The following is a 12,809-nucleotide window of genomic DNA, read 5'->3' on the forward strand; positions in this document are numbered from 1 at the left end:
AAATCAGTTGATGTGCATGTCTGTTATTCCAGGAAAGGGAAAGCACTGACAACAGTACACGCCAAGGGAAGAACGCTCGCCGTTATCCCGAAGAGCCCGGAACGTGGCGCCGATGCCGCTGCCCGCGCCCTGCAAGCCGTCCTCGCCAGCCTCGAGGACTCGAAAGCTGAAGATATCGCCACCATCGACATTGCTGGGAAATCTGCGCTGGGCGACTACATGGTCGTTGTCTCCGGGCGATCGAACCGCCATGTCATGGCGATTGCCGACCACCTCCTCTCCGACCTGAAGGACGACGGCTTCGGTGCCGCTCGTGTTGAAGGACAGGAAGGTGGCGATTGGATCCTGATCGATACCGGCGATATCATCGTGCACGTTTTCCGCCCCGAAATCCGCGAGTTCTACAACATCGAAAAGATGTGGGCCGCTCCGGATATGGACGAAGAAACGCGCCACTAACAGGCACCCGGCCTTCATCCGGCGCCTGACATACGGCATGCAGCAAGGCCGGAAACAATGGACACCGGCCTCAGTAGGCCGGTTTTGCGTTCTTGAAGGGCGCTGAACAGGAGCGGATGATATGCGCATAGGCCTTTTTGCCGTGGGGCGGCTCAAATCCGGCCCGGAGAAGGATCTTGCGGCCCGCTATTTCGACCGCTTTGCCAAGGCTGGCCCGGCGGTAGGCCTCGAATTTTCCCGTGTTGCCGAAGTCGCCGAAAGCCGCGCCTCCAATGCCGATACCCGCAAGCGCGAGGAAGCGGCAATGCTGCTGAAGACGCTTCCGGATGGCGGTATCCTCATCCTGCTCGACGAGCGCGGCAAGGCGCTCGACAGTGAAGCCTTCGCAAGCACGCTCGGCACCTATCGCGACAACGGAAAGCGCGACCTGACGATCGCGATCGGCGGCGCCGACGGGCTCGATCCCGCTCTCTACGACCGCGCCGACATGACGCTCTGCCTCGGCAAGATGACATGGCCGCACCAGATCGTCCGCACATTGATCGCCGAACAGCTCTACCGCGCCGTGACCATCCTCTCCGGCCACCCCTACCACCGCGTCTGAGCCTCACGCAGCCGTGTATTCCGCCGCTGCGATCTTTCTGGTCAAAGCTGCCAAATCAGCTTAGTCTCCGCGCGATTTTGAGAGTTGCCCCGAACACGCATGACACGACGCGCCCGCAAGCGAACGAGCCTGATTTTGCCTCTTCTTGCGGCGGGTCTTACCGCGGCAGCCGTGCCTTCCCTCTTGCCGCTTCCATCGAAAGCGCAGGATGCACCCGCCCAGAGTGGTGATCAGGCCACGCCTGCGCCTGTCGCACCACCGACAACGCCTCAGGCCGCAGAAGCGCCGCCGCCGGATCCGGCCGCAGAACTCGCCAAGAAGCGTGACGAGACCCGCGCCGAGCTCGATGCTCTCTCGAAGACGATCAATCTTTCGTCAGACAAAGTGAACGAGCTTGAGAAGAGCATCGCTGATCTCGACAAGAGCAGCACGACCATTCGCCAGGCGCTGATCGATTCCGCTACCCGCCGCAAGACGCTTGAAAAGCAGATCCTCGACAGCGAGAAAAAGCTCGCCGATCTCGGCGTCAAGGAAGACGGCATCCGTCGCTCGCTGCATGACCGCCGTGGCCTGCTCGCCGAAGTGCTGGCAGCACTGCAGCGCATGGGCCGCAACCCGCCGCCGGCGCTTCTGGTAACCCCCGATGACGCACTCGCATCCGTCCGCAGCGCTATTCTGCTTGGCGCTGTCGTACCGGGAATGCGCAAGGAAACCGATAAGTTAGCTGCTGACCTGACCAATCTCGCCACCTTGCAGGCAGCCAGCACCAAGGAACGCGCCGACCTGACGGCGACGATGACCAACGGCATCGAGGAGGAGCGGCGCATGGATCTGCTGCTCGCCGAAAACGACAAACTGAGCCGCAGCAACGCTGCCGAGCTGGAGGCCGAAAAGAAGCATTCCGAGGAGCTCGCCGGCAAGGCGACGACGCTCGAAGGCCTCGTCGCATCGATGGAATCGGAGATCTCTTCCGTGCGCGACGCCGCAGAGGCGGCCCGTCGTGAAGAGGAAAATCGCAAGCTTCTGACCGATGAACAAAGGGCCCAGGCGAAGGCCCTGGCAGACAGCGGTGTGCCCGATAAAAACCGCATTGCGCCCGCATATCCGTTCGGAGAATTGAAGGCGAAGCTGGAGCTGCCCGTGGCGGGCGATATTCTGCGTCAGTTCGGCGATGCCGACGGCACCGGGCACGAGGCCATGGGCATGACGCTGGCGACCAACCCGGATTCGGTGGTCACCGCACCGGCGGACGGACTGGTGGTTTATGCCGGCGCCTTCCGCAGCTATGGCCAGATGATCATTCTTGATACGGGCGACGGTTACCACCTGGTTCTATCGGGGATGGACACCATCAGCACCCGCCAGGGCAAGTTCGTTTTTGCCGGTGAACCGCTTGCGGCAATGGGCGCAAAAAGAGTGGCAAGCGCGACAGCATTGGCGCTGGAAACAAACCTTCCAACGCTTTACATTGAATTTCGAAAAGACGGTAAACCGGTCGATTCCCGGCCGTGGTGGACCGCCAAAGACACTGGAAAGGCACGCAATGATTCGTAGGGCTTCTCTTGTTCTGGTCGGCGCATTGATGGGTGCGACCGCGATGAGCGTCATCTATTCGGCAGGCGTGCCCGCCGAGGCGGCGGGAGCATCCACCTACAAGGAGCTCTCGGTATTCGGTGATGTTTTCGAACGTGTGCGCGCCCAGTACGTGACGCCGCCGGACGAGAACAAGCTCGTCGAAAATGCCATCAACGGCATGCTTTCTTCCCTCGACCCGCATTCCAGCTACATGAATGCCAAGGACGCCGAGGACATGAGCACCCAGACCAAGGGTGAATTCGGCGGTCTCGGCATCGAAGTCACCATGGAAGACGAGCTCGTCAAGGTCATCACCCCGATTGACGACACCCCGGCAGCCAAGGCCGGCGTTCTCGCAGGCGACTACATCTCCGAAATCGACGGCCAGTCGGTCCGCGGCCTGAAGCTGGAAGACGCTGTCGAGAAGATGCGCGGCGCCATCAACACGCCGATCAAGCTGACGCTGATCCGCAAGGGCGCCGACAAGCCGATCGAACTGACAATCGTCCGTGACGTCGTGGCCGTACAGGCCGTGAAGTCCCGCGTCGAGGACGATGTTGGCTACCTGCGCGTCATCTCCTTCACCGAGAAGACCTATCCGGATCTCGAAAAGGCAATCACCAAGATCAAGGCAACCGTTCCGGCCGACAAGCTTAAGGGCTACGTCCTCGACCTGCGCCTCAATCCGGGCGGTCTGCTCGACCAGGCGATCAAGGTCTCCGACGCGTTGCTGGAGCGCGGGGAAGTGGTTTCCACCCGCGGCCGCAACCCGGATGAAACCCGCCGCTGGAACGCCGGCCCGGGTGACCTGACCGACGGCAAGCCGGTGATCGTGCTGATCAACGGGGGTTCTGCCTCGGCTTCGGAAATCGTCGCCGGCGCTCTGCAGGATCTGCGTCGCGCAACGGTGCTCGGCACCCGCTCGTTCGGCAAGGGCTCGGTTCAGACGATCATCCCGCTCGGCGAAAACGGCGCCCTGCGCCTGACGACAGCGCTCTATTACACGCCGTCGGGCCGCTCGATCCAGGGCACCGGCATCACGCCTGACATCAAGGTCGACGAGCCGCTTCCGGACGATCTGAAGGGCAAGATGGTGACCGAGGGCGAATCCAGCCTGCGCGGCCACATCAAGGGCCAGAGTGAGACAGACGAAGGCTCCGGCTCTGTTGCCTACGTCCCGCCGGATCCGAAGGACGACGTCCAGCTCAACTATGCGCTGGATCTGCTCCGCGGCAAGAAGACCGATCCGGCCTTCCCGCCGAACCCGGAAAAGGCGGTTTCCGCAAAGTAATTTCGAGATTGCATCAGGCCGGAGTAACATCCGGCCTGATGATTCTGACTGTTTCCCGGTTTGGGGCGGGCGAGGAAATTGGGAACGGATTTGCATGCACCGCTTGGCCAGAAGCGTAAATCTGGCCCGAGGAGGCCAGGCATCCTGCGCATCGGCCGGGTCGCCGCCAGCCTTTGCCTGATCGCCATCGGCGGCTTCTCGCTTTACACAGCAATGCGCGACGACGGCCTGCAGAAGCCACCCGCACCGCCGGTAGCCGGTACAGGCTCCTCAGGTGTGCCGACGGATACCGCGCAGACACCTCCCGCAGCGGACAAACAGCCTGCCAGCGGCATGCCGCGCTCCGATCCCCATTCAGGCGCCAATGTCGAGACGATGGTGACAGGCGACGGCTCTGTCGTCACCAAATACAGTCCGCGCCCGCGCGACGGCAATGGTCCGGCGTTGGTCGACGCGACGCAGATCGGCCAGGATCCGCGCATGGCGGCGATGCCGAACGACAAGCTGCTGGAGGACTCTCCCTTCGGACGTCTGCCGATCGTCGGTCCTGATGGACGCCGCCCGATGGACCAGTACGCACGCCCGTGGTCCGGCGCCCGCGGCACCCGCATCGCCATCGTCGTCAGCGGCCTTGGCCTCAGCCAGACGGGCACGCAACGCGCCATCAAGGAACTGCCGGAAGAGATCACCTTTGCCTTCGCCGCCAGCGGCAACAGCCTGCAGCGCTGGATGCAGGAGGCTCGCCGCGGTGGGCACGAAATCCTGATGCAGGTGCCGCTGGAGCCCTTCGATTATCCGGCAAACGATCCCGGCCCGGAAACGCTGCTGACCTCGAAACCGCCGGCCAGGAATATCGAGAACCTGCACAAGGCGATGGGCGAGATCACCAACTACACCGGCGTCATGAACTATCTCGGCGGCCGCTTCCTGTCGAACCCCGACGCTATGGAGCCGGTGATGCGCGATATCGGCAAGCGCGGGCTGCTCTTCCTCGACGACGGCTCCTCGGCACAGTCGAAGACTGAGGCCGTCGCCAAGGGCACCGAGCTGCCCTATGCCTTCGCCGACCTGCAGCTGGACAACCAGCTCGACGTCAACGCCATCATGCAGAAGCTCGACGAGCTGGAACGGATCGCCAAGCGCAACGGCCAGGCGATCGGCGTCGCCTCGGCTTTCGACGAGAGCATTGACGCCATCTCCAAGTGGAGCGAAGAAGCGGCCATGCGCGGCATCGAGATCGTCGGCGTCGCAGCGCTTGCCAACGACCCGCAAAAGCCCTGAGGACATGCAATGACCAAGGCGCCTGTAAAGGCTGAAGACCTGCCCTATCGCCCCTGCGTGGGCGTGATGATCTTGAACCGCGAAGGACTGGTTTGGGCCGGCCGCCGCATCCCGGTCGGCAATTCCGAATATGATGGCTCGCCACAACTCTGGCAGATGCCGCAGGGCGGCATCGACAAGGGCGAGGACCCGCTGGAGGCCGCCTATCGCGAACTCTACGAAGAGACCGGCATGAAAACCGTCTCCCTGCTCGCGGAGGCGAGCGACTGGATCAATTACGACCTGCCGCCGCAGCTGATCGGCATCGGCCTGAAGGGTAAGTTCCGCGGCCAGACCCAACGCTGGTTCGCCTTCCGCTTCGAAGGCAAAGAAAACGAGATCGCCATCAACCCGCCACCCGGCGGCCACGAGCCCGAATTCGACGCCTGGGAATGGAAGCCGATGGCCGATCTGCCCGGCCTCATCGTGCCATTCAAGCGCGCCGTCTACGACCAGGTTGTCGCTGAGTTCTCGCATCTCGCCGGGCTGAAGGCGGCGGACTGAGACGGCAAGCGGATCGCCACGTTCAAGGTCGTCGATCACGCTCCGTGGGCAGGGTGATCACAGAGCCAGAGACCAAACTACCGGCGTAACCGCTGCCGTGTTGCCTCAGCGGTATGTCTCCATAAGAGACGCGGTCTACGACGGCGGCGGATGGGCACCCAAAGCAGGATATGAAAACGGCCGCTTTCGCGGCCGTTTTGTTTGATCTTAGTGACCTTCCGCCTCGTTGGCGGGATCGGCATTCAGCTGGCCATACTTGGCTTCGCCGATCTTCTCCAGCAGCTCGAGCTGCGTTTCCAGGAAGTCGATATGGCCTTCCTCGTCCATCAGCAGCTCTTCGAACAGCTTCATGGACACGTAGTCTCCGGCATCGTGACAGATATCGCGTGATTTCTTGTAAGCCGTGCGGGCGTCATATTCGCCGGCAAGATCGGCTTCCAGGACTTCCTTGACGTTCTGGCCGATGCGCAATGGCGCCAGCGTCTGCAGGTTCGGATGGCCTTCAAGGAAGATGATGCGGGCGACGAGACGGTCGGCGTGGTGCATCTCTTCGATGGATTCAGCGCGTTCCTTCTTCGCAAGCTTGGTGTAGCCCCAATCTTCGAGAAGGCGGTAGTGGACCCAATACTGATTGACTGCACCGAGTTCGAGAAACAGCGCCTCGTTAAGCCGCTCGATGACTTTTTTGTCGCCTTTCAATGTCCGCTCTCCTGTTTTCCTCATGGAATTCTTTTAGGCGGGACATGAAATCAAATATTTCGGCTTCCGTCGAGTGGCGACGGGCATGATAGTCTTCGGTAGTCTGGATGATGATGTCGACGACGTTGGGGAAGCAACCACAGCAACGGCCGCGCTTCTCCATGGCATGATAGACCTTCGCAGGAACGATCAGCTGCCAACAGTCTTCGTCGAGAAGGCTGTTGATAACCTCACGGATTTCCTTGTCGGTTATGTAGTTGCAGCTGCAGACCAGCACGTCATCATTCCAAACATGACATTCACTATCGTGTTTTCTGCTAAAGAAGATGGTGAGTGTCAAGAAAAAATCGAGATGAAAAAACATCACCAGATGCCCGGGACGCTCACATCAAGGTGAGCACCCTGCACGGCGAAAACCTATCGATCTGATCTTGCTGCATTTTCGCGGGATCAATGGAAATTACGCCCTCTCGGCATCACTTTCACGGTTTCCGCCACTTCCATATCGCTCTTCTCTCCGGACATGCGTTTCTCGAGACCTGCGCGTTCCAGCGCCGTCATGATCTTCTTCTGCCGGTGATCGACCGTCGGCCGCATGGCCTCATCCGACCGGTCGCTGGCCCCAAACCGCCGCGCCTCCTGCTGGAGAATGCCGAGCGCCGGGGTCATGTCCTCGATATGCTCGACAACCGTATGGATCACGCCGCTCTGGCTTTGCAGCTTGCCGCGGATCTTCACCAGCCGGGCACCCATGACGATGGAGCGATATTTTTCGAACACCGCCGGCCAGACGATCGCATTGGCGACACCGGTTTCGTCCTCCAGGGTCATGAAGATGACACCCTTGGCCGAACCCGGCCGCTGCCGGACCAGGACGAGCCCTGCGATCGTCACCCGCCTGCCATTTGCGACCTGCAGCAGATCGACATTGCGCGTTATGCCGGCCCTGCGGAAGTCCTCACGCAGGAAGGAGACGGGATGCGCTTTCAGCGACAGCGAAAGATAGCGGTAATCTTCGATCACCTGCTCTCCGGGCAGCATTTCCGGCAGCTGCGTCTGCGGCTCGATCTGCAGGTCATCCTTACCCGCGCATTCGAATAGCGGCAGCTTCTCGGCGGCGCTCTGCACATCCAGAGCTCGCACGGCCCATAGAGCCTCGCGCCGGGTAAGCCCGATGGACCCGAAGACATCTGCATCGGCCAATCTTTCGATATCGGATTTCTTGAGGCCGGAGCGTAGCCAGAGGTCGTGGATCGAGCGATAACCGTTTCCACGCATGTCAACGAGCCGCCGCATGCTGTCTTCCGAGAGCCCCTTCACCTGCCGGAAACCGAGCCGAACAGCGCGCTTTGATTGGATGACATCGCGCATCCCGGCATGCCGGAAATCGACCTTGCTCTTATCGAAAATCGCCTTTTCCAGCAGGCAGTCCCAATCCGAACTGTTGATATCGACCTCGCGAATCTCGACGCCGTGCTCACGCGCGTCGCGCACCAGCTGCGCCGGCGCATAGAACCCCATGGGCTGCGAGTTCAGCATCGCCGCACAGAAAACGTCGGGATAATAGGCCTTCATCCAGGACGAGGCATAGACGAGCAGCGCGAAGGAAGCCGCGTGGCTTTCCGGAAAGCCATACTCCCCGAAACCCTTGATCTGATTGAAGCACTGTTGGGCGAAATCCGGTGGGTAGTTCTTGGCAACCATTCCTTCAATAAACCGGCTTTCGAAGTCTCCGATCGTACCAGTGCGCTTGAATGTCGCCATGGCTCGTCGCAGTTTGTCTGCCTCCGCCGGTTTGAACCCGGCAGCGGTGATGGCGATCTGCATCGCCTGCTCCTGAAACAACGGAACGCCAAGCGTTCGCTCCAGCACCGGTTTTAGCTCTGGACTTGGGTAATCGACCTTGACGCCGCTTTTGAATTGTTCGCGTCTCTTGAGATAGGGATGCACCATATTGCCCTGGATCGGCCCTGGCCGGACGATCGCTACCTCGATGACAAGATCATAGAACCGGTCGGGCTTCAGACGCGGCAGCATGCTCATCTGCGCCCGGCTTTCGATCTGAAAGACGCCAAGCGTATCCGCCCTGCACATCATCGCATAGACCGGCCGCCCCTCTTCGCCGTGCTCCCTGTTGCCGAGATCGGCCAGCGTCTTGCGGACTCCATAGTGATCCTCGAGCAGTGCGAAAGCCTTGCGCAGACAGGTCAGCATGCCGAGTGCGAGAACATCGACTTTCAGAATCCGGACATTATCCAGATCGTCTTTGTCCCACTCGATCATGTAGCGGCCGGGCATCGCGGTCTTCATGATCGGCACGATCTCGTCGAGCCGATCGCGGGTAATGACGAAGCCACCGACATGTTGCGTCAGGTGCCGCGGAAAGGAGAGGAGTTCGGACGCATATTGCAGCACGTTTCTCGTCATCGGATCGAACATGTCGAGACCCGCAGCCCGCGCTTCGCGCTCGGACAGGCTATCGTCCGACCATCCCCAGACCAGACTGCCGATCGCTGACTGAATATCTTCGGAAAGACCGAAGGCCTTGGCCACTTCGCGCCCCGCCGAGCGCGTCCGGTAGGTGGTCACCCCTGCCGTCAGGCCGGCATGATTGATGCCGTAGGTCTCGTAGATGAACTGGATGACCTCCTCGCGCCGGTCATGCTCGAAGTCGACATCGATATCCGGCGGCTCATCCCGGTCCATGGAAATGAACCGGTCGAAGAGCAGGGTACTCTTTGCAGGATCGACTTCAGTTATCTCAAGGCAATAGCAGATGACGGAATTGGCTGCCGAGCCACGCCCCTGGCAGAGTATCTTCTTGTCGTAGCGCGCATGCTGGACGATCCGATGAACCGTCAGAAAATAGGAGGCATAGTTTTTCTGCCTGACCAGATCGAGTTCATAATCGATCTGATCCTGAATCTTCTCCGGAACTTTATCGGGGTGATACCGCTTCACCGCACCGGCCCGCGTCAGCCGGTCGAGTGTCTCATAAGCCGTTTCGCCCGGCGCGTTTTCCTCCGGATAGTTGTGACTGATCTCGTCCAGAGAGAATTTCAGCTGAGCAAAGAAACGGCCGGTATTCTCGATCGCCTCCGGGTAATTCCTGAAGAGCCGCACCATTTCCCGGCCTTCCTTGAGATAGCGTTCCGCATTCGGCGCCAAAAGAAAACCAGCCCGGGGGATCGATACATGCTCGCGAATGGAGGTCACCACATCGGATAGCGGCCTGCGCGTTCTTGCATGATAGAGCGGCTGATTGGTCGCAATCAGCGGGACACCGATGTCTGCCGCCATATTGGCGAAAGCCGCAAATGTCAGCGCATCGTGACCGTTGTAAGATGGGGTCAATGCCAGGAAGAGATTGGAACGGAACCGGTCCTTGAGGCGGCGGAGACAATCCAGGAAGACGCCACGCCGATCGCTATCCTTGATGAGCTTGGGATCGGGCACGACAGCAAGCATCATGTCATCGCCCCATTCCATGAGATCCGCCTCCTCGAGAAGACAGGTTCCCTTTACCGCCCCCTCTTTCAGATTCCCGGCACTCAGCAGACGGCAGAGATGCCCCCAGCCTTTCCGGTCTTTCGGGTAAGCCAGGATCTCAGGCGTCTGATCGCAGAAGACGAGCCGCGCTCCCGGCTGAAACGGCACCGGATACAGGATGTCTTCTTCCTCCTCTCTCTTTTCCAGCCGGCCCGCCAGCTTTCGCTCATACTTGCCGCGGAGAACTTTCGTCTGGGCATAGGCGCGCACGAGACCCGCCACGGAATTCCTGTCGGCGATCCCGATTCCGGAGAGACCGAGAAGGGCCGCCTGGGTGACGATCTCCTCAGGCTTGGAGGCGCCCTCAAGAAAGGAGAAGTTGGTTTTCGCGCCTATCTCGAAGAAGGCCGGGCTCATGCGAAAATTCCATGCATGAACCATTGCGGGGTATCCGGCCCATAGTGACCTTCGCGATAGATCCAGAAACGATAGCCCTGCTCGTCCTCGACGCTGAAATAGTCGCGCTCCTTGGCGCCGACGCCATCGATCCACCATTCCATGGCGATCCGCTCCGGCCCTTCGCTCTTCAGGACGCGGTGACGAATGCGCCTCCAGCGGAAATGCGCCGGCGCGCCATCCGGAACCTCGGCGGCAAAGGCTTCCATCAATTCAGGTGCCGGAAGCAGGCGAGCAGGCCGCTCGCTCTTTGCCGCGGGTGGCATTACCTCCACCGGCGCTCTGTCGAGGACTTGAATGGCCGGAACGGCAAAGGTTGCCCGTTCAGGGATATGGCTTTCGCGCAATTCAAAACGGGTCAGGCATTCCTCGCCGAGACGGGCCGATATCTTATCGACGAAGACTGCAAGCGAGACCTGTGATTGCCTGTCCCCTTCAAAATCGTCCTGAACATTGTGGAAACTTCTCATGCCGGAGAACATTGATCCGCAGGATTTCGAAACCGTATCCCGCATCGATATCGTCATGGATTGCTGTCAGGCGTTCGGAAAACAGACCGGCAATACGCTGCGGATCCCGCAAAGGCCGGGACGCCCCGGCCGCAATTCGAAAGACGCATCCATCCACCCGGAACAGGACCAGCTCGAAGACCCGGCCTCCGACGCCCTGGGTTTCAAAGGAGGGCTTCAGACAATGCGCGACCTGGCTGGCAAGAGCGATAATCTCTTCTTCGGCGGCAATGGGATCAACAAGCCGCCGCTCGGCCGACAGGCTGGCGACCGGCAGACGGGGAGAGACCGGTTCTTCGTCATGCCCCAATGCCTGATCGAGCCGCAAAAGAACACTGCCGCCAAAGCGGCGGGTCAGCGGCGCGCGCGGCGCCTGCATGAGATCGCCGACATAGCGCAGGCCGAGCTTTTGCAATGCCTCTATGACAGATACATCCAGCCGCAGCGCCGTGACCGGCAGGGGCTCGAGAACCGCTTCCGCCTCGTCCTCCGCAATCACCCCGCCTTCGCCGAAACGGCTGACGGCCCAGGATAGTCCCGGTGACGAGGAAATCGCGCCGCGGATATCGAAGCCCATGCCGGCAAGGCGCGACAGGATATCCTTCAGCATCGCCCGCTCGCCGCCGAAGAGATGCGAGCAGCCAGTTATGTCGAGGAAGAGCCCGTCCTTGCCGTCGAGGGCAACCAGCGGCGTATAGCGGTCACACCAGTCAGCAACGGCCTCAAGCAGGCGTTTGTCGGCTGCCGCATCTTCTTCCACGACATCGATGATCGGGTGGATGGCGCGAGCTTCGGCGACGCCGAGACCCTTCTTGAGGCCGAGTTTCTCCGCCTTCTCGTCCAGCGCCGTCAGCCGCATCGTATTGTCGGAGCGACCAGAGCAGACGATCGGAGCCGCCTCAGGACGCCCTTTCGAACGCCACGAGAGGCCCCACCGCTTTCGGGCGATCCTGTCGGTCGAAAGATGCGGGAAGTACAGCGCCAGAATGCGCTGCCCGCTGCTCTGGAAAGCGAGTGACGGCTGGTTGTTCGACAGGGAGAAACTGGCGGTCATGGGGGTTCCACTCCAGGAAGAGGGAGAGGGGGGCCGGATTGCGGCTCTTCTCCAGGGTGAGATGAAAGACCGGATTGCCGATGCTACCGCCCAGCATCGAACCATCCGGCAGGGGCCGCTCCCGCGCAGGCGCGGGCCCGGCAAGAAAACGGAAATGTGCGCTAGTTGCCTCCTCCTCTCCGGATTGCCGCAGCAGCAGCAGGGACCGACCGGCCGATTTCGCCCGCAGGTGAAAGCGCCGGCTCTCGGCAAGGCCGAAGGATTTCGGATTGCCGCGGATTTCCAGGATCGTCGTCACGAAGGCGCCGCTTTCCAGCGCCGCTTCCGCAAGCCAGAGCGCATCCTCCAGTTTTCTGGGGCTCGCATGCAGGAAAAGCTCCGGCCGCAATCCGAAATCCTTCAGCCCGACGGCATAGGGCACCCCTGCCTCGATCGTGCCGACCTTGTCAGCGATCCAGAGGACGGGATTTTTTTCCTCGGCCCGATGCTGCAAAGCTGCGGCGATCGCCAGCGCAAATCCGCTGCTGCTGCCAGCATCGAGAAACATCTTCGTGCGGATTTCCGTCAGCGCATCGAGCGGCAATCCACCTTCGAGCGCCTCGTCCAGCTCCGGAATGCCAAAGCAGAACCGTGGCGTCTCATCCTTCTTTCGCGGTGCATTTCCTGTACCCAGCGCCTCCTGTTCGGCTGCCGCAAGCGCCGGCACCGGTTTTCCTTCAAGCTTTGCAATGGTTTCGCGGAGCGCAAAAAGCCGCTCGCGCGTCACGGCCGTCTGTGCCATGACGTTCACTCCAGATCAGAATTGTTCCTGTTATGTTCTTATGGATTCCAGAGCTTGCCGGAAGAGTC

Annotated in this window: 10 protein-coding genes and 1 pseudogene; 6 read left to right on the top strand and 5 right to left on the bottom strand. The window is 60.7% G+C overall.

What is annotated here, in order from left to right:
* Positions 1-12: 12 nt before the first annotated feature.
* From rsfS to ABIE40_RS18985, 6 genes are all read left to right on the top strand, one after another.
* On the top strand, positions 13-459 hold the full coding sequence (gene rsfS, locus ABIE40_RS18960; RefSeq protein ID WP_112718147.1) for a ribosome silencing factor: 447 nt from the start codon (positions 13-15) through the stop codon (positions 457-459).
* A 121-nt stretch (positions 460-580) separates the two neighbouring features.
* A complete protein-coding gene (rlmH, locus tag ABIE40_RS18965) occupies positions 581-1,063 on the top strand; it encodes a 23S rRNA (pseudouridine(1915)-N(3))-methyltransferase RlmH (protein WP_112718145.1) in 483 nt (160 codons plus the stop codon).
* 129 nt (positions 1,064-1,192) lie between these two features.
* The gene (locus tag ABIE40_RS18970; protein WP_502944810.1) at positions 1,193-2,617 is read left to right on the top strand and encodes a murein hydrolase activator EnvC family protein; all 1,425 of its coding nucleotides are present in this window, start codon (positions 1,193-1,195) and stop codon (positions 2,615-2,617) included.
* Positions 2,607-3,929, top strand: coding sequence for a S41 family peptidase (locus ABIE40_RS18975; protein ID WP_112718143.1), 1,323 nt, complete (start codon positions 2,607-2,609; stop codon positions 3,927-3,929). Before ABIE40_RS18970 ends, ABIE40_RS18975 begins: the two co-directional genes overlap by 11 nt.
* Before the next feature lie 78 nt (positions 3,930-4,007).
* Entirely contained in the window at positions 4,008-5,210 is a 1,203-nt protein-coding gene (locus tag ABIE40_RS18980; RefSeq protein ID WP_199627999.1) for a divergent polysaccharide deacetylase family protein, read from the top strand.
* Between the two features lie 9 nt (positions 5,211-5,219).
* On the top strand, positions 5,220-5,753 hold the full coding sequence (locus ABIE40_RS18985; RefSeq protein ID WP_199628000.1) for an RNA pyrophosphohydrolase: 534 nt from the start codon (positions 5,220-5,222) through the stop codon (positions 5,751-5,753).
* Between the two features lie 207 nt (positions 5,754-5,960).
* Here ABIE40_RS18985 and bfr read toward each other — a convergent pair whose 3' ends face one another.
* From bfr to ABIE40_RS19010, 5 genes and pseudogenes are all read right to left on the bottom strand, one after another.
* Positions 5,961-6,452 carry a bacterioferritin gene (gene bfr / locus ABIE40_RS18990; protein WP_130283029.1) on the bottom strand — a complete coding sequence of 164 codons (492 nt, stop codon included), beginning with the start codon at positions 6,450-6,452 and terminating at the stop codon, positions 5,961-5,963.
* Positions 6,418-6,816, bottom strand: a complete 399-nt coding sequence (locus ABIE40_RS18995; protein WP_112718135.1) for a (2Fe-2S)-binding protein — start codon at positions 6,814-6,816, stop codon at positions 6,418-6,420. Before ABIE40_RS18995 ends, bfr begins: the two co-directional genes overlap by 35 nt.
* 86 nt (positions 6,817-6,902) lie before the next feature.
* On the bottom strand, positions 6,903-10,358 hold the full coding sequence (locus ABIE40_RS19000; protein WP_199628001.1) for an error-prone DNA polymerase: 3,456 nt from the start codon (positions 10,356-10,358) through the stop codon (positions 6,903-6,905).
* Positions 10,355-11,765: pseudogene (locus tag ABIE40_RS19005) on the bottom strand (Y-family DNA polymerase). The gene ABIE40_RS19000 and the pseudogene ABIE40_RS19005 overlap by 4 nt, the downstream one beginning before the upstream one ends.
* A 40-nt stretch (positions 11,766-11,805) precedes the next feature.
* Positions 11,806-12,741, bottom strand: coding sequence for an ImuA family protein (locus tag ABIE40_RS19010; RefSeq protein ID WP_354541055.1), 936 nt, complete (start codon positions 12,739-12,741; stop codon positions 11,806-11,808).
* Positions 12,742-12,809: the final 68 nt, after the last annotated feature.

Source organism: Rhizobium sp. OAE497 (genome assembly GCF_040546565.1).
Taxonomy (GTDB): Bacteria; Pseudomonadota; Alphaproteobacteria; order Rhizobiales; family Rhizobiaceae; genus Rhizobium.